The sequence below is a fragment of the Salinivibrio proteolyticus genome (assembly GCF_001996165.1).
Taxonomy (GTDB): Bacteria; Pseudomonadota; Gammaproteobacteria; order Enterobacterales; family Vibrionaceae; genus Salinivibrio; species Salinivibrio proteolyticus.
The window spans coordinates 62,502-83,444 of the sequence record NZ_MUFP01000009.1 but is presented as its reverse complement, the minus strand read 5'-3'; the positions used below and the strand labels follow the sequence as shown (position 1 = coordinate 83,444).

The 20,943-nt window shown below is 48.8% G+C and carries 20 protein-coding genes; 10 read left to right on the top strand and 10 right to left on the bottom strand.

Going from position 1 to position 20,943, the window contains the following annotated elements; all coding sequences use genetic code 11:
• Window positions 1–5 precede the first annotated feature (5 nt).
• Window positions 6–1,208, top strand: coding sequence for a choline ABC transporter ATP-binding protein (gene choV, locus BZJ19_RS08930; RefSeq protein WP_077675366.1), 1,203 nt, complete (start codon window positions 6–8; stop codon window positions 1,206–1,208).
• 127 nt (window positions 1,209–1,335) lie between these two features.
• On the opposite strand, the gene BZJ19_RS08925 is transcribed toward choV, so the two are convergent.
• Window positions 1,336–1,830, bottom strand: coding sequence for a fasciclin domain-containing protein (locus BZJ19_RS08925; RefSeq protein WP_077675365.1), 495 nt, complete (start codon window positions 1,828–1,830; stop codon window positions 1,336–1,338).
• A 371-nt stretch (window positions 1,831–2,201) separates the two neighbouring features.
• Here BZJ19_RS08925 and BZJ19_RS08920 point away from each other — a divergent pair, with 371 nt between their 5' ends.
• Window positions 2,202–2,507, top strand: a complete 306-nt coding sequence (locus BZJ19_RS08920; RefSeq protein ID WP_077675364.1) for a hypothetical protein — start codon at window positions 2,202–2,204, stop codon at window positions 2,505–2,507.
• Between the two features lie 67 nt (window positions 2,508–2,574).
• Here the strand turns inward: BZJ19_RS08920 and yjjG are convergent, their stop codons facing one another.
• Both yjjG and BZJ19_RS08910 read right to left on the bottom strand, forming a co-directional pair.
• Window positions 2,575–3,258: a pyrimidine 5'-nucleotidase gene (yjjG, locus tag BZJ19_RS08915; RefSeq protein WP_077675363.1), complete on the bottom strand. Its 684-nt coding sequence runs from the start codon at window positions 3,256–3,258 to the stop codon at window positions 2,575–2,577.
• A 143-nt stretch (window positions 3,259–3,401) separates the two neighbouring features.
• A complete protein-coding gene (locus BZJ19_RS08910; protein WP_077675362.1) occupies window positions 3,402–4,625 on the bottom strand; it encodes a NupC/NupG family nucleoside CNT transporter in 1,224 nt (407 codons plus the stop codon).
• A 641-nt stretch (window positions 4,626–5,266) separates the two neighbouring features.
• On the opposite strand from BZJ19_RS08910, the gene BZJ19_RS08905 reads away from it, so the two are divergent.
• The 4 genes from BZJ19_RS08905 (at window position 5,267) to BZJ19_RS08890 (ending at window position 10,028) form a co-directional block, all read left to right on the top strand.
• The gene (locus tag BZJ19_RS08905; RefSeq protein ID WP_415752716.1) at window positions 5,267–6,883 is read left to right on the top strand and encodes a BCCT family transporter; all 1,617 of its coding nucleotides are present in this window, start codon (window positions 5,267–5,269) and stop codon (window positions 6,881–6,883) included.
• 177 nt (window positions 6,884–7,060) lie between these two features.
• A complete protein-coding gene (locus tag BZJ19_RS08900; protein ID WP_077675361.1) occupies window positions 7,061–8,938 on the top strand; it encodes a DUF294 nucleotidyltransferase-like domain-containing protein in 1,878 nt (625 codons plus the stop codon).
• 9 nt (window positions 8,939–8,947) lie between these two features.
• Window positions 8,948–9,679: a 3'-5' exonuclease gene (locus BZJ19_RS08895; protein WP_077675360.1), complete on the top strand. Its 732-nt coding sequence runs from the start codon at window positions 8,948–8,950 to the stop codon at window positions 9,677–9,679.
• Between the two features lie 145 nt (window positions 9,680–9,824).
• On the top strand, window positions 9,825–10,028 hold the full coding sequence (locus tag BZJ19_RS08890; RefSeq protein WP_069591341.1) for a hypothetical protein: 204 nt from the start codon (window positions 9,825–9,827) through the stop codon (window positions 10,026–10,028).
• A 79-nt stretch (window positions 10,029–10,107) separates the two neighbouring features.
• Here BZJ19_RS08890 and BZJ19_RS08885 read toward each other — a convergent pair whose 3' ends face one another.
• The 6 genes from BZJ19_RS08885 to dinG all read right to left on the bottom strand — a co-directional run bounded on the left by BZJ19_RS08885 (window position 10,108) and on the right by dinG (window position 16,731).
• Window positions 10,108–11,538 (bottom strand): alanine/glycine:cation symporter family protein, encoded by a 1,431-nt coding sequence (locus BZJ19_RS08885; protein ID WP_077640783.1) that lies wholly within the window; start codon window positions 11,536–11,538, stop codon window positions 10,108–10,110.
• A 577-nt stretch (window positions 11,539–12,115) separates the two neighbouring features.
• The gene (locus tag BZJ19_RS08880; protein WP_077675359.1) at window positions 12,116–12,301 is read right to left on the bottom strand and encodes a DUF2496 domain-containing protein; all 186 of its coding nucleotides are present in this window, start codon (window positions 12,299–12,301) and stop codon (window positions 12,116–12,118) included.
• Between the two features lie 9 nt (window positions 12,302–12,310).
• The gene (locus BZJ19_RS08875; protein ID WP_077675358.1) at window positions 12,311–13,216 is read right to left on the bottom strand and encodes a histone deacetylase family protein; all 906 of its coding nucleotides are present in this window, start codon (window positions 13,214–13,216) and stop codon (window positions 12,311–12,313) included.
• Between the two features lie 83 nt (window positions 13,217–13,299).
• Window positions 13,300–13,854, bottom strand: a complete 555-nt coding sequence (locus BZJ19_RS08870) for a primosomal replication protein (RefSeq protein ID WP_077640786.1) — start codon at window positions 13,852–13,854, stop codon at window positions 13,300–13,302.
• 15 nt (window positions 13,855–13,869) lie between these two features.
• Window positions 13,870–14,643: a sulfite exporter TauE/SafE family protein gene (locus tag BZJ19_RS08865; protein ID WP_077675357.1), complete on the bottom strand. Its 774-nt coding sequence runs from the start codon at window positions 14,641–14,643 to the stop codon at window positions 13,870–13,872.
• A 15-nt stretch (window positions 14,644–14,658) separates the two neighbouring features.
• Window positions 14,659–16,731: an ATP-dependent DNA helicase DinG gene (gene dinG, locus BZJ19_RS08860; RefSeq protein ID WP_077675356.1), complete on the bottom strand. Its 2,073-nt coding sequence runs from the start codon at window positions 16,729–16,731 to the stop codon at window positions 14,659–14,661.
• A gap of 521 nt (window positions 16,732–17,252) precedes the next feature.
• Here dinG and BZJ19_RS08855 point away from each other — a divergent pair.
• Both BZJ19_RS08855 and BZJ19_RS08850 read left to right on the top strand, forming a co-directional pair.
• A complete protein-coding gene (locus BZJ19_RS08855; RefSeq protein WP_077675355.1) occupies window positions 17,253–18,221 on the top strand; it encodes a porin in 969 nt (322 codons plus the stop codon).
• A gap of 103 nt (window positions 18,222–18,324) precedes the next feature.
• Window positions 18,325–18,969: a YccT family protein gene (locus BZJ19_RS08850; protein ID WP_077675354.1), complete on the top strand. Its 645-nt coding sequence runs from the start codon at window positions 18,325–18,327 to the stop codon at window positions 18,967–18,969.
• A gap of 114 nt (window positions 18,970–19,083) precedes the next feature.
• On the opposite strand, the gene BZJ19_RS08845 is transcribed toward BZJ19_RS08850, so the two are convergent.
• Window positions 19,084–19,458: a hypothetical protein gene (locus BZJ19_RS08845; protein WP_077675353.1), complete on the bottom strand. Its 375-nt coding sequence runs from the start codon at window positions 19,456–19,458 to the stop codon at window positions 19,084–19,086.
• 421 nt (window positions 19,459–19,879) lie between these two features.
• On the opposite strand from BZJ19_RS08845, the gene BZJ19_RS08840 reads away from it, so the two are divergent.
• Together BZJ19_RS08840 and apt are read left to right on the top strand one after the other, a co-directional pair.
• Window positions 19,880–20,296: a YbaN family protein gene (locus BZJ19_RS08840; RefSeq protein ID WP_077675352.1), complete on the top strand. Its 417-nt coding sequence runs from the start codon at window positions 19,880–19,882 to the stop codon at window positions 20,294–20,296.
• A gap of 38 nt (window positions 20,297–20,334) precedes the next feature.
• Window positions 20,335–20,880 carry an adenine phosphoribosyltransferase gene (apt, locus tag BZJ19_RS08835; RefSeq protein ID WP_077675351.1) on the top strand — a complete coding sequence of 182 codons (546 nt, stop codon included), beginning with the start codon at window positions 20,335–20,337 and terminating at the stop codon, window positions 20,878–20,880.
• The last annotated feature ends 63 nt before the right edge of the window (window positions 20,881–20,943 follow it).

The window sequence follows — 20,943 nt, the reverse complement described above, 5'->3', positions numbered from 1 at the left end:
ATACCATGGACGCAATCGCAATTAAAAATCTTGATGTTGTTTTCGGTGACAACGTAAAGCCAGCACTCGACTTGCTCGACAAGGGCCTAACCCGCTCAGAGATCATCGATCAAACTGGTCAAGTCGTGGGTGTGGACAATGTGTCACTTAATGTAAAAGAAGGTGAGATTTGCGTATTGATGGGCCTCTCTGGCTCAGGTAAGTCGAGCTTATTACGGGCGGTGAATGGCCTTAACCCGATTAGCCGTGGCAGCCTTGAAGTGCGCGATGGTGATCAGATGGTTGATATGGCGAGTGTGGATGCACAAACGCTGCGTCATCTGCGTACCAACCGTGCATCAATGGTATTCCAAAAATTCGCCCTGATGCCTTGGTTAACCGTGGTGGATAACGTTGCCTTCGGTCTAGAAATGAAAGGCATCAGTAAAAAAGAACGCCGTAAGCAAGCATTAGAAAAACTTGAAATGGTAGGATTGGCGGATTGGGCCTATCAGTATCCACATGAACTGTCTGGCGGTATGCAGCAGCGTGTTGGCTTGGCCCGTGCTTTTGCGATGGATAGTGACATCCTACTGATGGATGAACCGTTTTCCGCACTGGATCCCTTGATCCGTGCTCAGCTACAAGACGAGCTACTAGAGCTGCAGAAAAAACTCAACAAAACGATTTTGTTTGTGAGCCACGATCTGGATGAGGCACTGAAAATTGGTAACAACATTGCCATCATGGAGTCCGGTCAGCTTATTCAGCACGGTAAGCCTGAAGACATTGTTCTGCGCCCGGAAACGGACTATGTTCGCGACTTTGTGGCACACACTAATCCGTTGAACGTACTGAAAGGTCGCTCAATGATGAAAGATATCGACACTATGCCGCACGTTGAAAACCGTTGGAAGGTGTGCGATCAGCGGGATATCTGGGTGACAGTAGAGCCTCAGGGAGCATTGTCGGCCATGGCGGGCACACAGCATTTGCGTGTGGCTGAGTGGAAAAAAGACATGGAAGACTTATCACAAGTAAGCTCGGATACCATTGTAATGGCATCGCCTGATATCGAAATGCGTGATGCGATTGAAATCCGCTATCACACCAACAAACCCGTGCTACTGGTAGAAAATGGCAAATTGGTTGGCACGCTTTCCGATCACGATTTCTATCATGCATTGCTCGGCAAGTATCAGCAGTCGTGCGATAGCCAAGCGGCTTGACTCACGTCAGCGAATAAATCCTAGATAACGACAAAGCCTGCTCATGGAGCAGGCTTTTTTGTCACTGACGACTGACCGCACAGGTCCCGTCACTATCTGTGCAATCGTAGGCTCAGTGGCGTGGTCGTTAAGGCATGATCACGGTATCAATGACATGAATGACGCCGTTTGACGTCATAATATCGGCTTTGGTTACAGTCGCGTTATCGACTTTAACTTTGCCATAAGAGGTCTTAATCATAATGTCGCTGCCTTGTACTGTGGTGGCGGACGACATACCCATCACTTGTTCCGCTGTTACCTTACCCGGCACGACATGATAGGTGAGGATATCGACAAGCTTATCCTTGTTTTCGGGCTTGAGAAGCATGTCCACCGTCCCTTCTGGCAGTTTAGCGAATGCTGCGTTGGTGGGCGCAAAGACGGTAAATGGCCCTTCTCCTTTGAGAGTATCCACTAACCCTGCAGCTTTGACTGCGGCCACAAGGGTAGAAAAGTCATCATTTTTTGCGGCTGTGTCCACAATATCGTGGCCGCCTTTGTGGTGCGCAGCCATCGCGCTTCCCATTCCTAGAATCAAGGCGGCAGTCACCGCAAATTTCGTTAAGGTACGTTTTAGCATGTTGCTCTCCTTTTCATCGATTGGTCATTCCTCACCAAACCATCATCAATAATGACAGTGAGTGACTGCTCAGGAATGTCATGGCTCTTGGCAAAACGAGTGAAACGGCAAAGAGGATCACTTTTAGTAGGCAAGGAGAGGCACACATCTAAGATCTTTTACGCCTGATTGATCGTGAAATCACGTGCAATTTTTCGAACAAGTCATTCGCATAAATGTGATTGTGAGCACACTTTTATCGGCGTACATTCTCTCTCGTCCCGCGACGAAAGGTCGCAAAGAATATCTTCAAATAGAGACATTGTGGTGACAATTGGTCACCGAGATTGGCGTTTAATAACAATCAATCGACAACGAGAGAGGAAACAATCATGAAAAAATTAGCAGCTATTTTTGCACTGACACTTGCATCAACCTCAGTAATGGCAAGCGGCCTGAACCTTGACGTACAACCTGCAGAAGGCGGTGCTTGGGTATCAGTGACTGAACAAGGTCAAGCGGTTAAAGGCGCGAAAGTGACCAGCTCAAAAAGCATGGACAGCAAAGTGACTGACGAATCAGGTCGTGTATTCATTTACAGCCAAGACCAAAACAGTGGTTCAGTGACTTATGTTGCAAATACCGACCAAGGCCAACAAGCAGAAAAAGCCGCTTTTATTGCCGGTGACCGCAGCTAATTTGCCCTACTAGGCAAAGACATCGTTGGAAAGCAAAAAAGAGAGCATTGGCTCTCTTTTTTTATGATTAGGCGTTGTCAGGTATGAGCCACGCTTGGAGCGCATGCAGTGAGTCCACTTGGTGGGTGGGCGTCACGCCTTCTGGCAGGGGCTTTTTGTCGCGATTCAACCAGCATGTGTCTATTCCCGCGCGCATGCCACCGAGGACATCGGCCATTGGGTTATCGCCGACCATGAGGATTTGAGACTTGGGAGGATGGCCCATCTTTGCAAAAGCATGCTCGAAGATGCGTGTGTCAGGCTTGGCAAACCCGACTTGCTCGGATACCACGAGAGTAGAAATGGCTGGCTTGAACCCTGTTTTTTCCAAACGGACATCCTGTAACGCGGTAAAGCCATTGGTGATAATACCAATGTGTGCGTGTGGTCGAATCGCGTTTAGCAGTGCTTCTGCGCCCGGGAGTGGCTCACAGATTTCGGCCATCGCATCCAAAAAGTGCTGGTTTAGCGTTGTCGGTGCCACTTTAAGCCGCTTTCCCCAATGGGTAAAGCGTTTGGTTTGCAGTGTGTGTGCGTCTATTTCGCCATTTTGATATTGCACCCACAAAGGTTTGTTTAGTTCTGAATATTCGGTAAAGGCGTGTTGGTCGAAATCGACATCATAGTGTGAAAACATGCGTTGCAGTCCTGCAAACGCATCAAAGTGAAACAGTGTTTCATCAGCATCAAAAAGAACCCAAGGATACCGCATAGTGACTACATCTCTTTACGTTAAGTAAATGAAGTGTAACAGATGAAGTCCGTTCTCTTCGAGGCCTTTTTGTGCACTCACCGTCCTTGGTGAGAAACACTGAACCGTCAGAATGATGGTAAAACGATCTAGCGTGATTGAAGTTACAAAGTCAGATACAGCCCTGCCAATGTTGCGCTCATCAGATTCGCTAAGGTGGCGGCAAGAATGGCGCGCATCCCTAATTTAGCGATATCGCCTCGCCGCTCTGGAACAATACCGCCCAGTCCGCCCATCAACATCGCGATCGAAGTGAGGTTGGCAAAGCCGCACAGAGCAAAGGTAACAATGGCTTGGCTATGGGGAGAAAGTGCACCTTTTAGATTCATAAAATCAGCAAACGCCACAAATTCATTCACCGCAATTTTCTTACCAATCAAGGTACCAGCAGTCATTGCTTCCTCCCACGGAATACCGATGAGCCAAGCAACTGGTGCAAACACATAGCCGAATATCCACTCCAGACTCAACTGAGGCATATTGATCATAGGACCAAGTTTACCCAACCCGCCGTTAATCAGCGCAATCATGCTGATCACGGCCAGTAAGCTAGCCCCGACTGCCATCGCAATTTGTAATCCACTTAAAGCACCTTGTGTGCCTGCATCGATCAAGTTGACAGGCTTATCGTGGTTATCTTGCTCGGCTTGTGCTTGGGTATGGCTGATAGGTGCTTCGGTCTGCGGGACCATAATCTTTGCCATCATTAGACCGGCTGGTGCGGACATAAAGGCGGCAGCGATCAGGTATTTCATTTCAACACCGAGGCCTGCGTATCCGACCATGGTGCCTCCCGCGACGGAGGCTAACCCGCCGACCATGACTGCAAATAATTCTGAGCGCGTCATTGAGGCGAGAAAAGGGCGCACGACAAGAGGGGCTTCTACCGATCCGACAAAGATATTGGCAGTGGCTGACATCGATTCAGTGCGCGAGGTGCCGAGTACGCGTCGTAGTACGCCACCGATCAGGCGAATAATCCAAGCCATGATCCCTAAATGATAAAGCACCGCGATCAGAGCGGAGAAAAAGACGATAGTTGGTAAAACGTTGAAGGCAAAAATAAAGCCAAGTTTAAACTTAGCGAGATCACCAAACAGAAACTCAGCACCAATATCGCCAAAGCTAATAATTGCGGACACGGCTTCTGATGCGTTAGCCAGAATGCGCTGACCAAGCGGGACGGAGATGATAAACCCGGCAAAGACGATTTGAATAATGAAAGCGCCACCGACGGTACGCCAGTTGACCGCGCGACGATTTTCTGAAAATCCAATCGCGATAAGAAAGAGGACGCTAATCCCCAAAAGGCCGATGCCAAATTGCATGATGCTTGCTCCGCAAACGTTAAACTGGGATGGAAAACGATTGCGGCGGTATTGTACTTATATTTCTCAGTGTGACAAGTGTCACGAATAAATCATATTGTTGCATTATTTTGCATTTTTGTGGCCTAGAGGTTATGCGCTCGTAGGCGAGTCGTGCGAGCTCAGAGCTGCTTCACGATAAGTACTTGAACAGACGCATGCTATTCACGATGTCTTTGTGATCCATCAAAAGTTTTGCTGGTGAACATAGGTATTTTTTGTGAGCACTATCAATGAATTCTTTTTATGATACAGCGTATTTCCGCTAAACCTAAAAGAGGAAAGTGTATGACACGATCCTTTATAGCTCTGAAATAAAGAGTTCAAATGAGTTCTAGGCCGCGTCTAGCCTGGGATTGAGTGGATATATTGATTAATAGCTGGTTATAAAATCGACATTTGGTTAGTGCCCTAATTAAATCGTTACGCATTTATGTTAGGGTAGTGAGCTGTGTGGATGTTGCGGTTCTTGCTGCTGGTCAACTTTTTTATGCGCGTTTTGCGATGAAAAGGCCAATTGAGCGCACAGGCCACCGACACTCACAGGCTTCCGAACAAACGGACTAAGGAGTTAACTCGTGAGCGATAAAAGCCATGAAGATATGATGAAACCGGACGGGAAAGTTAACCCGATCGATACTGACTACCAGGTCGGTCAGGATAATGTGGCCGTTAAACTTGGCCCGTTTGGTTTTGATATTCACAACCGAGTATTTATGGTCTCGGGGCTGGCCATTATGGCCTTTGTATTTGTCACTTTGGCGTTTCAAAACCAAATCGGCCCTGTTTTTGGTGATCTTCGGGGTTGGTTGACCTCGAACCTAGACTGGTTCTTCCTTTCTGCAGGTAATATTTTTGTTATCGCCTGTCTAGTACTGATTGTGTCACCTTTGGGTCGCGTTCGTCTCGGCGGGACAGAAGCTAAGCCGGATTATAGCTATGCGGGTTGGTTTGCGATGTTGTTTGCCGCCGGTATGGGTATTGGTTTGATGTTCTACGGTGTTTCAGAGCCGTTAACACACTTTCAAACCTCATTGGGCGGTACCGCTGTGGATGCAAACGGTATTCGTACCGACTGGGCACCGTTAGGCGCTGCAGCCGGAGATGCTGAAGCGGCTCGACGCCTAGGTATGTCTGCAACGATTTTCCATTGGGGTCTTCACCCTTGGGCTATCTACGCTGTCTTGGCGCTAGGTCTGGCTCTGTTTGCCTATAACAAAGGCTTGCCTTTGACTATGCGTTCTGTCTTTTACCCGCTCTTTGGCGAGCGTGTATGGGGCTGGACAGGCCATGTGATCGATATTCTTGCGATCATCGCGACCCTCTTCGGTCTTGCAACCTCTCTAGGCCTTGGTGCATCACAGGCGTCTGCTGGTCTGCACTATCTGTTTGATACCCCGCTGGGTAACACCACTGAGGTGCTGCTTGTCATGGGTATCACCGCGATGGCCATCCTGTCTGTGGTTGCCGGGGTAGATAAAGGGGTGAAACGCCTCTCCGAAGTGAACATGCTGCTTGCGCTGCTACTGCTTATCTTTGTGATTGCAGTAGGCCCAACGCTAGCCATTTTGACTGGTTTCTTTGGTAACCTCGCCGCGTACCTTGAAAACTTGCCTGCGCTGTCTATGCCATTTGCGCGTGAAGATGCCAACTTTACGCAGGGCTGGACTTCGTTCTACTGGGCATGGTGGATTTCATGGTCCCCATTTGTAGGTATGTTTATCGCGCGAGTTTCTCGTGGCCGTACAGTGCGTGAGTTCATCACCTGCGTATTGCTGATCCCATCTGCTGCTTGTGTGTTGTGGATGACCGCATTCGGTGGCACCGCGATTGGTCAATTTGTRAACGAAGGTTACACCGCAGTTGTTGATGCAGAGCTGTCACTGAAACTGTTTGCGATGTTGGATGATTTGCCGTTGGCATCGATTACCTCATTCATCGGTATCATTCTGGTTATCGTGTTCTTTGTGACCTCGTCTGACTCGGGCTCATTGGTTATCGATACCATTTCTGCAGGCGGTAAAGTGAACGTGCCAGTGCCACAACGTGTTTTCTGGGCATCTTTCGAGGGCCTAGTTGCAGTGGCGCTTATCCTTGGTGGTGGCTTGGTTGCCCTACAAGCGATGGCGGTTTCAACCGGCTTCCCGTTCACGATTGTACTCTTGGTGGCGACGGCTTCCTTGTTTAAAGGGTTGGCATCAGAGCCGCGCGCTAAGTAACTGTACGTGCTAAGTAACTAACAGTTAGCTATGATGAAAAAGGCAGGCCCTCGGGACTGCCTTTTTTATTACCAACAACCTTGATATGTGATGGGTGAGACTAAGCTTTTAGGTTTCATCTATTGTGAATATTCAACCGCATACCCTTGCACTTTCTCGCAACGCTAGGTGAGCATCATGGAAGCTGAACAAGTTGAAATTGCGACATTTCTTTCCCAATACGCCCCTTTTGAATCGATTCCTGAAGAGGTGGTTGCTGAGGTCGCGCAAAGCATCGAAATTAGTTATCACCGAGCGGGCACGACGATTTTTGCCTACGGCGATGAGATTCATGATTTAGCCATGATCCGTAGTGGTGCTGTCGAGCTGTATCGTCGTAATGGCACCTTGTATAACCGTATCGCAGAGGGTGATATCTTCGGCCAGATGGGGCTTTTGATGAACAACCGGGTGCGTATGCCCGCCAAGGCGATCGAAGATACCTTGGTGTATTTCATCCCTGAGGCGACGTTCAACCGCTTGTTTGATGAATTTGAGCACTTTGCTGACTTTGTCGAGGTCGAAGACCGGACGCGATTACGTCAGGCGGTATCGAGCCACAATGACGCCAATGATCTGACGACGTCCAAGGTCAAAAAGTTGATTATTCGCGACCCCGTGATGATCGATAGTACCGACTCGGTACAATATGCAGCCCAAGTTATGTCGCAAGAGGCGGTCTCGTCAATTTTGGTGATGGGTGATGAGCCCGATCCAGAAACCGGCTTCAATCCAGTGCTGGGGATCATTACTGATCGTGACTTACGTAATCGCGTGTTAGCAGAAGGCTTGCCTTATGAAACGCCGGTACAAGAAATCATGTCGCCCCAGCTGATCACCCTCGATCATAATGCCTACATCTTTGAAGCCATGCTCACCATGTTGCGCTCAAACCTCCACCACGTACCGGTACTGCAACATGGCAAACCACTGGGTGTGGTTGCGCTATCGGATATTGCACGTTACGAATCGCAAAACAGCTTGTTCCTTGTCGCCAGTATTTTCCGCCAACAATCAGTGGACGATTTAGTGGTGTTAGCGAAACAAGTCAAAGATTGCTTTGTGCGCATGGTCAATGAGGACGCGAACTCACACATGATTGGGTCTGCGATGTCCGTGATTGGCCGCAGTTTTAAGCAGCGCCTGTTGGAGTTGGCAGAAGAAGAGCTGGGTGAGCCGCCTATTCCGTATTGCTTTTTGGCGATGGGGTCGATGGCACGCGATGAGCAGCTGATTGTGACCGATCAAGACAATGCCATTATCTTGGACGATAGTTTTAACCACGACGAGCATAACGCGTACTTTGAGGCACTATCGAAGCGCGTGTCTGACGGACTCGATGCCTGCGGGTATACCTACTGTACCGGTAATATTATGGCGACCAATCCAGAGTGGCGCAAAACGCTGAAAGAGTGGGAACAATGCTTCGCCGATTGGATTGATAATCCGAGCCCACGCTCGTTACTCGACAGCAATATTTTCTTTGATTTAGATGGTGTCTATGGTCGAACTAACTGGGCTGAACAACTCAAAGCCTTCATTGGTCGCCGTGCACGTCGCAATAATCGCTTTTTAGCCTCAATGGCGCGCAATGCCTTAAATCGCACACCGCCCTTGGGCTTTTTCAAAGATTTCGTGATGGAGCAAGATGGGCGACACAATAACTCTATTAACCTCAAACGCCGTGGTACAGCGCCATTAGCCGATCTTATCCGTGTACACGCATTAGCTATCGATTCGCGCTCACAAAACTCGTTTGAGCGCTTAGACGACATTATTGAATCTGGGATCTTGCCCAAAGGCCGAGGGCCAGACCTTCGAGATGCGATGGAGTTTATTTCCATGGTGCGTATTCGTCACCAAGCGCTGGATATCGAAGCGGGACGTGATCCAGATAACAATGTGGAGCCGGAGAATCTATCCGATTTTGAGCGCCGCAACCTCAAAGATGCATTTCAGATTTTAAGTAACGCTCAGAAATTCTTGAAATTCCGCTATCAGCCGAATCGGTCATAAGGGGAGGGCATGTTGCATTTGGATCTGAAAAAGAAAGCTCCGGCGCAACACGTGGACTGGCAAGCCATGCTGGATACCAAACGTGAGCAGGTGAAACATGAAACGCTACAAGCGTTTTATCAAAAAGGCTGGGTAGCACCAGATACGCCTCTAAAGGATGTGCCCTTTGTTGCACTCGATTTTGAAACTACGGGTCTAGACAGTGAAAAGGATGCCATTGTCAGTATTGGGCTGGTGCCTTTTACCCTTAGTCGCGTTCGCTGCCAACAGGCGCAGCACTGGATTGTGAATCCCAATCGGCCGCTGGCGGAGTCTTCGATTGTTATTCATGGCATCACCCATTCAGACATTATGAATGCACCAGACTTTTCTCATGTGATTGAACCATTGCTAAGCGCGCTTGCCGGTGCGATCGTTGTGGTGCATTACCGCCGTATCGAGCGAGAGTTCCTTGACCGTGCCATTAAGCAGCGTTTAGGGGAAGGGATTATTTTTCCGATGGTCGATACGATGGAGCTTGAGGCGCGGAAGCACCGCACCGGTAAGCGCAGCTTAATGGACCGTATTATGCGTCGTCCGCCGGTGTCAATTCGGTTAGCCGACAGCCGCACTCGGTATCAGCTGCCTTTTTATCAAAGTCATCATGCCTTAACCGATGCCATTGCCACGGCAGAGCTGTTGCAAGCACAAGTGGCCCACGACTTTTCCCCTGACACACCGATTAGCGATGTATGGAGCTAATGTTAAGACGGCTATCGCTTTTTGATTGAACCATAGACACGGATGGTTCGTAGACCCGTTTACAGGCGATAGCACGTCGAGTGCTGGTTTTCAGTGCAATAAGAATGTGCTACAACATCAGCGACTGATAATCAGAGGAAAGCACATGACATTTATCCATGCAGTAGAAGGGCTGGTGTTTGGCCTTGGGGTGTTGTTGTTGTCATCAGGCATTGGCTTTGCTTACTGGGGACTCACGTTAAAGCCCGAAGAGGCCGAAGACATGACGGCACGTAAAATTGAGTTGGGCTTTTATGCCGGTGCGTGCATTGTGTTTGCGTTGTTAATTGCCTATTGGCTCACTTGGTGATCCGCACTGACTTTAACGATAAAAAAACCACCGCCTGAGCGGTGGTTTTTTGTAGGTTGATACCGATAGATCGGTGTCGTTACCACACGTCTTTATCGATTTGCTTGTCCAGTTTCGGGAACTTAGTACGATCAAACGTTGGCTTCTTACCCGCTCGGCGTTGGTCTTCATAATCTTTCATCAACGCAAACGCAATGCCAGATAGTAGCGCAATCGCCACTAAGTTGATCACCGCCATCATACCCATCGATAAGTCAGCAAAACTCCAGATCAACGGCAAGTCAGTAATTGATCCCACCAATACCATAGAGAGAACTGCGATACGGTACAAAGTGATGGCTTTACGACACTTGAAGATATACTCGATGTTAGATTCACCATACGAGTAGTTAGCAATGATAGACGTAAAGGCGAACAACAAAATCGCAATGGCAATAAAGCCTGCACCCCAGTCACCCACTTGGCTCACCAAGGCTTCTTGAGTCAGTGCAATACCGGTAAGACCACTTTCTGGGTCGAGCATACCAGACATCAAGATAATCGAGGCGGTTGCAGTACAGATCACAATGGTGTCGACAAACACCCCTAGCATTTGTACATAGCCTTGTGCAGCAGGATGGTTAGGCTTGGTGGTGGCTGTTGCTGCGGCATTGGGTGCGGAACCCATACCGGCTTCGTTCGAGAACAGGCCGCGTTTGATACCTTGCATCATTGCTTGGGCAATGGCATAACCCATCGCACCGCCGGCAGCTTGTTCAACGCCCAGCGCACTCTTAACAATCATCGAGATAACGGCAGGAAGCTGCTCGATATTCATCGCAACGACAAACAGCGCCACGGCAAGATACGCGAGTGCCATGAACGGAACGATAAGCTCCGCTACGCGTGCCACTGAGCGCATACCACCAAAAATTACCGGTGCGGTGACCAGTGTAATTGCGATCCCGACAGCGAGTTCATTGACTCCAAATGCCGTATTCATTGCAGCGGCAATTGAGTTGGATTGTACCCCGTTAAAGGCCAAGCCGAATGCAATAATCAGACACACGGCGAAGGCGATACCGAGCCAACGCTGGCCAAGGCCTTTTTCAATGTAATACGCCGGACCACCACGATAAGTATTGTCTTTGTGGTTGACTTTGTAAGCTTGCGCGAGGGTGGACTCGACAAAGCTGGTGGCCATACCGACCAATGCGGTTAACCACATCCAGAAGATGGCACCAGGCCCACCTAAGTAAATCGCCACTGCGACACCGGCCATGTTTCCGGTACCCACGCGTGCCGCCAAGCTAGTGCTGAATGCTTGGAAAGAGGAGATGCCGCCTGAGGCGCCATCGCGGCTATTGGCCATGAGTTTGAACATGTGGCCAAAGTTACGGAATTGAATAAAGCCGGAACGTACAGTGAAGTACAGACCTAGACCAATCAATAAGTAAATCAGTACGCTTCCCCAAAGGAGGCTATTACCTGTATCGACTATGGACACAAATAGGTTTTCTAGTAGTTCCATCATAAAACTCTGTTTTTCGTCTGTTGGGAGACGCCTTGAGCTTGAAAAGTCGAGTGTTTGCAAAGGTGACGACAAGCGTCAAGGCCGACAACCACTGTCCATGTGACTTAACTGCAGTCCATGCAGGCGAACAGCTGGTCCCCATCTTGAGGGGCGGTTAGGTTAGTGGCCTAACGTGGAACCAGCGTGGTGTGCAACAGCATTTTGAATCCATGCTCGACTGTTGCCAGAGTGCTCTCACGTTAGTTATGCACCTTGTTTGAATGAGTAGGTACACAACGCGGAGCGCACCGGATAATACCGATATTTGTGAGACAAAACACTATGAGAAGGGCGGTTCGATTAAAAATTAACCTGCTCGATATGTTGATTTTGGTGATATTGACTGTAAATAAAATGTAATGCTTTTCATGCTAATTACTTGAACTTACGCGATTTAGTAAAATGCGATGTTGCATAAATTTTCGTTAAAAGCGACTAAAGGCGGACTATGTCAGCGCGCGTAAAATTGTGATCAAAAACACGTAGATTTGATGAAAATGTCGTCACACGGATGAAGCGAGCACGCTATGAGTGCCTATTTTTGTGTCGATGCGCTGCCTTTTTTATTGAGCAAATCTGCTTTGACCATATCAATGGCTGACAGTGCAACGTCGATATCAATTTGATGGCTTTCGAGCAAATAAATCAGGTCAACGGCGAGCTTAACGTCATCGGGAGCGTTCTCAAGGCCGTTCGGGATGTTGGATGCTTCTTTGTTCATGAGGGCTCCTTATTGCTTTTCGGTCACGTGTAACGCGGCACGGATCAGTTGTTCATGAAGTGGGACGAGGGTGTCGTGATTATCGTGATACCCACCACCAATGACTGCCGCGACAGGGATTTGGTTGTGCTTGCAACACGAGAGTACGCCCAGATCGCGCTGATAGATGCCGTTTGTTGACACGTCGAGATAGCCGAGTGCATCGTCCCGATGAATGTCGACCCCGGCGTCATAAATGACCATGTCAGGACGATACTGCGCGATGGCGAGCTCGAGCAAGGGCAAAAATGCGCTGAGGTAGTCATCATCACCGGTGCCTTTAGGTAACGGTAAATCGATCGTCGACGGTGGCTTACGCGAGGGGAAATTCTTCTCACAATGAACTGAAAACGTGATGATATCAGGGTGGTCTGCCGCTAACGCGGCCGTTCCATCGCCATGGTGTACGTCACAATCAACAATTAACACTTTGTCTATGCCACGGTGAGACAGTGCGTGACGTGCCGCAATCATTAAGTCATTAAATAAACAGAAACCACTACCAAAATCGTAGTGAGCGTGGTGGTAGCCACCGGTTAGATGAATGGCAAGCCCGGTCTCAAGCGCGTGGTCAACGGTCAAGGTGGTGCCGCCTAACGAAGTGAGGCTGCGGGTGATTAAGGCCTCACTCCATGGAAAGCCTATTCGACGCATTTTGGCCAGCGGTAGCTCGCCTTTGATTAAGTGATTGATATAGTCGTGATCATGCACGGGGTCGATCACCCGACGGTCTGCCGCTGTCGGTTGGTCGAACGTGACTGGCAAGTTGCATGCGCTGAGACGCTCGTATAGAAGGCGGTATTTCTGAAGGGGATACCTATGACCTTCTGGGAGCGGGAAGTCAGAATAAATAGGATGGTAAATCAGAGGTAACACCCCAAGCTCCTTACTGCTGATTTGTGTGTATTAACTAATGCCGTAACAGATTTAAGATGATGTTGGGTTTGCGCCATGCGTCCTTAGGTCTTGCGCTCACGATAACTGATGGTACTTTCAATACGCTCGCGAGCTTGGCGGCAACGGGCTAAGCGTTGCTCTAGGGCTAAAACTTGCTTCTGGTAGTCTTGGCGGACTGCCGGAGTGCTTGCTGCATCGACGCTGGCATTCGCATCTCTGAGTTTGTCTTCCAAGCGTCGTTCCCAATCTTGGTGTTTGGCGAGCTCTTGGTAAAGTTCACCTATGGATTGGCGGCGACGTCCACGGGTCGCTTGTTCTTGTTTACGTAATGGTAGCGTCGCCAGCTCACGTTGCAGCGCACTGATTTGTGCCAATAAGGTTTCACAAATATGTGTCGCTCTTGCTTCGGTCAATAGCCCTTGCTCGTCGTCGCGTCGCATCACATTAAGCAGCCCCTGCGCTTCGTTTACACAAGGGGTGAGCAGCTTGCCTTGGCATTGAAAAAGCTGAATGGAGAACAAAGGCGCGTTTGCTTCTCCGCGACGTCTATCGACCTCAGCGGCACGCTTAGCCAGTTGGTCGAGTAACTGGTGCATTGTTTCGAGCTGGGCTTTCATGATTGTTAAATTACCTTAAAACCATGCGTCTAATGCAAGCTTACCCGCGAGCACGACCACGGCCGTGACAAAAATCGGACGGATAAACCGGCTACCAAAGCGAATCGCAGAATGGGCCCCAATGAAAGCGCCTAACATCAAGCAGACACCCATCGTCAGACCGAGTGCCCAGTTAACATGCCCCAGCAGTGCAAATGCAACCAAGGACGTGAAGTTACTGGTAAAATTCATCGCCTTGGCAAGTCCCGATGACAGCAAAATGTTCATGCGATACATCGACATGGTCGAGACTGTCCAAAACGCGCCAGTTCCGGGTCCAGCTACCCCATCATAAAAGCCCAGTGATAGGCCTTGCCCCCATTGCTTAATGGGGAGCTTTGGGCAGGGCGCGGGCAATTTATGGTTATCGACCTTGGGCTGAGGGTGCCATACCGTATAAACCGCAGCGATCAGCACCACCAAAGGAATCGCCTTTTCAAGCCACTCGGTGCTCAATACATCAACCAACAAAGTGCCTAAGGTGGCACCAATTAATGTTGCCCAAAAGGCATGTTGCCAAAACCGAGGCGAAAAAAGCCGCTTCTTATAATAGGTAAAGGCCGCGGTGCTTGACGCAAAAGTGGCGGCAAGTTTATTGGTCCCTAAGGCAATATGTGGAGGTAAACCTAAGGATAGCAAGGCGGGGACAGTGAGCATTCCACCACCACCAGCTACCGCATCAATAAAGCCGGCGACAAACGCCGTGAGCCCTAAAATAATCAGGGTAGAGAGGTCAATCAGTTCAAGCATGTGAATTCTTTCTAGTTATTGTTCGACGACGCGCTTAAAGGGTGGCAACGAGTCGAGTAATGATTGGCCATATCTGCGGGTGATAATACGCCGGTCAAGGAGCACCACTCTACCAGAGTCTTCCTCTTTGCGCAGTAAGCGCCCGACCGATTGCACCAGCTTTTTGCTTGCCTCGGGAACCGAAATTTGCAAAAACGGATTGCCGCCACATTTCTCTATGTATTCGGCGTGGGCCTCTTCCACCGGTGAGGTGGGCACAGCAAAGGGGATTTTGGTAATAATCAAGTTTGTCAGTAGTTTACCGGGCAAGTCTAGCCCTTCAGAGAAACTGCCGGTCCCAAAAATAATACTGGTTTTCCCAGCGGCAACCGCCTCTTTATGTTGTTCTAACAGTGCACTACGTGACAGGGTGCCTTGGCAGAGCAGTTGCCATTGATGACGGCGACAGTGCGGCTCCAAGGTTTTAGCCACTTGATGCATTTGCCAATAGGAGGCGAATAGCACCAGTGACGCGGTTTCGCCTTCTAAATATTCAAGCACTTTATCGCTAAGCACATCGGTAAACTGTTTTGCTTGTGGTTCACAGGGCATAGCAGGCACTATCAGCCTTGCTTGATTGGCATAGTCAAAGGGGGAGGGTAACGCTAAATAGCGCGTGCCATCGCTTTCGCTTAAACCGACTTGGCGACAAAAATAGCTAAACTGATTGAGAGCGCGCAATGTGGCAGAAAACAGCCCGACACCGGCCGCCCGAGACCACAGCATCTGATCAAGGCGCCAGCCGACTTCTAACGGCGAGACGTGGACCCAGCGATCATCCTCACGCTCTTGGCAACGTTGTACCCAACGCGCGAGAGGAGCTCCTTTGTTTGCGTTGGGTTGTGCCATCAGTGACCAGACTTTTTCTAGGTTCTCGAGCCGTTGTAAGAAAAAGGCACTTTCCGCAAGCGCAGGGTCGGCGAGCTTGGTCGAAATGTCATTTTCTTTCAGTCGCTCGTTGATCAAATCGTGAATTTTCGCCAAGCTCTGGTTGGCTTTTTTACTCGCCTGCTTCAATTGCTGGCAGGGCTCTACCAAGGCGTCAGGCAGTTCTCCATCAACAAAACGGTAGCAGCCATCCTCATTGATGGGTAACTTACTAATAATTTGGTTTGTGTCGCGTAAAGTGGGGATCAGCAGTTGGATCGCATCTAATAAACTATCCACGAAGCGGTTTGCGCGCTTCATATCCGCGGTATTACCGAGCTTAACCGCGGCTTGGTTGAGCTTTTCTAGCCACCCAGTCGCACCGAGTAAACTGGCATTGGCGGCAGAAAAGTCGCGCGCGACTGTGGGTAAATGGTGGGCTTCATCAATCATATAAAGACATTGCTCTGGCTCGGGCAAGATCACCCCGCCACCCAGCTCGAGATCGGCCAGTAGCAGGCTGTGATTGACGACCACAACATCCGCTTTATCCATCGCCTCGCGTGCCTTGGCGAAGGGGCACTGACGATGAGCGTGCAATCCGGCGTGGCAGGTGTGCTTGTCTGACGCAATGGCTTGCCAGAGGTGATCGGCAATTGGCTTAGGCCAACTATCGCGATCGCCATCCCACTTTCCGCGGCTAAATGCCGAGTACATGTCATTGAGTAGCCGTTGCTCGTTTTGCTTGGGCTTTTGGGTGAACAGCGCGCCTTGAATGCTGTCTGTATCTGCCACTGCACTTAATTTGTGTGCACAACAATATCGTTGGCGCCCTTTTGCCAGAATAAAATCAAACGGTTTTGGGCAGATGCGACGAAAAAATGGAATATCTTTATTGGCTAACTGCTCTTGCAAAGCCACTGTTGCGGTCGAAATCACCACTTTTTTATTGTTATTTAGCGCGAAGGGGATGGCCCCCATGAGGTAGGCCATTGACTTGCCAACGCCTGTACCCGCCTCCGCAACAAATAGCCGGCGTTTGTTGTCGTAATCGCCTGCTAGCGTTTTTGCGAGCTCTGCCACGAGATAGTTTTGTACCTTTCTAGGAACAAAGTGGGGAAGTTGCGCTTGTAGGGTTTGATAGCACGCGCGGATGTCTGATTTTACGGCAGAGCTGAGCATCAATAAGTCCGGCTTAAGGGAGAATGGCGCGCAGTATAGCACGACTCAAAAACGTGAAAACGATCCCGAACTGCAAGATTTCTTTACATTAATGAGATCCCAGTCACGAATTTATATTGAACCAATCAACCCTATCTTGCTGATCTGTCTTGTGATTAGAAATACACCTGATTTAAGTGATTGATTGGTTATATATTCTGTTTTATTGGTTTAAAATCAATCGTTACGATATATTCATCTATTTTCGTGTGTTGTTAACTTTCATCAATTATGGCGTATTTATAACCAAAAACTGTGATCTTAATTCAGGTGGGGTAGCTAACTGCTTGTTTTTTATGTTTTGTGGGTTATGATTTGCGCGGTTTCGGGCCAGTTGACAGAATCCTGAATGTTCTGCACGATTAGCCACGAAGTTTCAGTGGATTGGCATTTTGTTCTTTGCAGCATTATGACAGCCACCATATAACAGAGTTCCATGAAGGAACTCATAATGACTAAATAGAAAAGGCAGTGGATTAACCATGAAAAAGACTATTCTAGCAATGGCAGTTCCAGCTCTGCTGGCTGCTGGCTCAGCATCTGCAAGCATCAACCTGTATGACGCAGACGGCGTTAAAGTAGACGCTTCTGGTGCAATGGAAGTTCAGTACATCCAAGAGATCGGCAACAACCAAGACGGCAAGTGGCGTCTAGACGATGGCGACTTCGCAATCAACACCGAAGTAGCAGTTTCAGACAAACTTTCTGTAATCGGTGCAATGGCATTTGAGTTCGAAAACAACGATGCGGATAGCAATAGTGACGAATACCGTGGCGACGTTGAAAACGACGAGCTGTATGTTGGTTTCAAAGGCGACTGGGGTCAATTCACTGCAGGTCGTCAATACCTGTTGATGGATGAGTCTGGCATCACCAAAGACTACGAGTTGTCTGTAAACAGCTTCGGTGTTGACATCGAGCAAGCAGCTCAAGTTGGTAAGTACGTTTACGATAACGGTACTTTCTACGGTGCGTTGACTTATACTGATTACAGTGAAGGCGATGACACTACTGATGACCAAACCATTTACGAAGGTCGCCTTGGCTACCGTTTCGCTGATGTAGATGTTCGTGCTTATTATCAACTAGCAGAAGATCTTGGCCGTGTTGACGATGCAGATACCGAAGCATATAACTTCGAAATCGAATACGCAGGCATCGAAAACGTAGGTATCGCTGCATCATATGGCCGTACTATCGACAAAACTGGCGCGACTGACGTAGATACTGACTACATCTCTATCGCTGCAGACTACACCATGGGCAAAACTACCTTTGCTCTTGGCTTTGATAACAAAGACGTAGATAACGCATCTTCAGACGTTAACGGCTACTACGCGAACGTTACTTATGCACTGCACAGCAATGCCAAAGTGTACGCAGAAGTGGGTGATAGCGACGGTGACGAGCAAGATTGGGGCTACGTTGCAGGTATGGAAGTTAAGTTCTAATCGAGCTTAACGATACCGCTACATTATGTAGTACTCGTTTTAAAAAGCCGCCTTCGGGCGGCTTTTTTATTCATGGTATTGGCGAATCAGTGAGAAAAGAATAATGAAGCAGTTGAAATGGGCTGGGATAGCGTTGGGTGTCACCCTATTGTCAGGTGTCGCTCAGGCCGCAACGATTACCTCTACACGTGGTGTCGAGTTTTTAGTGATTGATGGCTCCGAAGTGAAGTTTGACAACTGGGCACCTCAGCAAAGTGTTGAACTAAGCGATGGCACACACCAGCTAGTGATGCGCTACGAAGGGGAAGTGAAGCGTGGCAGCAAAGATGTTGTCTTTACCTCTCGCCCATATGTGTTCGACTTACAGGTTAATGGCCGAGATGCTGTAATCGATATCGATACCAATTTGCGATTCGAAACCCAAGCATCAAGCTACTTTGATGCACCCAATTGGCAAGCGGAGTTTGAGAGTGGCGAGGTGATGCCGTTGAACGCGATTGAGCTTAAAGGTGACGGCTTTGCTGCTTACGCGGATATGGAAGCGTTAGTGGCAGACTATAACCGTGCCAACGGTATTATCTTCGACCAAGGCGAAAGCAAAAATCTCAATGATGTCTTGGTCGAAGTGGATGAGGAAGGCAAAGCGTCCATCAAAGGTGATGCGCTCTCACAACTTAAACTTTGGTATACCAAAGCAAGCGATCAAGAACGCAAGTCTTTCCGCCGCTGGATTATCGACCAAGAATAATGTGGCATGGTTTGACTCAAACGCAAAAAAACGCCCAGCCAAAGCTGGGCGTTCGTCGCTTAAACAGCGAGAGACAGGCTACAAGCGAAAGTAGACCGACACAGTATCACTAACTTAGTGAGGGTCCGTCGCAACACGGCGCTGCGCGGGATCGTGATGGTAGTAATTCGATGTTCGACACTGAGGACAGCGCTGTTCTGCCGCATCTTGCATCAAATCACTGAGCGGTATTTGGCTCTCACAATCGGCACACAGGCCGTAGATCTCCAAATCCATGGCACACAAAGAGGCGTCCACTTTCTCCAAACGATCGCCTAGGCAACGAATCGCGCCTGGCAGGTTTTGACTTTCTTTTATTAAGTCAGTCACATTCAGTTTACCGCATTCCTTTTCCCAATCTTCTCGTAATCGAGTGGTTAAGGTTGCGATCAGCTCCGCTTGCTCGGTTTCGAGCTCACGCCGAAGCTGTGCGAAGGTTTTTGTATCCATGGTCAGTTCGCTTGATTGGCTGAAATGACGTTTATCATGGATCACGGACCCCACTTGTTACCCTGATGTAAATCAAGAATAGCGATAAAACCTTACAAAAGGTCCGTTTTTAGCGGTTGAAAGCTGAGCTATAGTAGCGCCTCACTGTTGTTAAGTTGTTGTGAGTAGAGATTACAAAATGGAACATGATTTTAAAGAGCCGTATAGTCTGAAGTATTTCATTGGATTTTTGCTGGTACTCCTCATTCCCACCTTGCCGGCAAGCCTGACTTGGATCGGTATTTTATTTGGTCGTTAATTATTCAATAGGTCACGATCAGCGGTTAAATACGGTATTGTGCTGTACTGGCCGGGTGAGGGTCACTACACTTGTTAATGTGTTTCATTTCACCGTCAGGCCAGAACTTTGCGAGACCACAGCATGCAACACTCACTGCCATCTTCTTCTCCCCGTTGGCGCTGGCTTTGGAACAGTCTTGGTTGGCTGTGGGTTGGCCTAGGTACGGCGGGTATTTTTTTGCCGGTGCTACCAACGACGCCATTTTTACTGCTGGCGAGTGGCTGTTTTATGCGTGGTTCGCCCCGTATTGCTAACTGGCTGCATGCGCATCCTACCTTTGGGCCTATCCTGACCGATTGGTACCAAAAACGTGCCATCAGTCGTAAGGTCAAAGTACGAGCCACTGTGATGATACTGGCCAGCTTTACTTTTTCGATTTATATAGTCAGCTTTACTTGGTTAAAAGTCATGCTGCTAATTTGCTTAATTGTGCTGTTATGCTGGTTTCTCCGTCTGCCCGAGACAGAATCTGTTGCCGCCTCGGCTGAAAATTCATAACATGGCGGTTTGCGTTTTTTTACCGGCGAGTATTGGCCATGAGCAACGACAGCTTGAATGTCATTAAACAAAGCATCAAAACCATTCCTGATTACCCAAAGCCCGGGATCCTTTTTCGCGACGTAACCAGCTTGATGGAAGATCCGATTGCCTATCAGGCAACCATAGATACACTCGCGAACCAATATCGTGACATGGGTTTTACCAAAATCATCGGTACCGAATCGCGCGGGTTTTTATTCGGCGCCCCGTTGGCACTGGCAATGGGATTACCGTTCGTCCCGGTACGAAAACCCGGCAAGCTACCTCGTGAAGTTATTAGTGAAAGTTATCAACTTGAATATGGCGAAGACACGCTAGAAATTCATCGTGACGCGATTAGCAGCGGTGATAACGTGCTTGTCATTGATGACTTATTGGCGACCGGTGGTACCATTGAGGCGACAGTAAAACTTGTGCGTCGTCTGGGCGGTGAGGTGAAGCATGCGGGCTTTGTCATCAGCCTGCCCGATATTGGTGGTGAGGATAAACTTGCCCAAATGGGTGTTAACGTATTCAGTCTGTGCCAATTTGACGGCCACTAGTCTCTCTCCATACTGGGGCGCTGTGCGCCCTTGTTACGCTCCGCCTCATTGGATATTCAAATA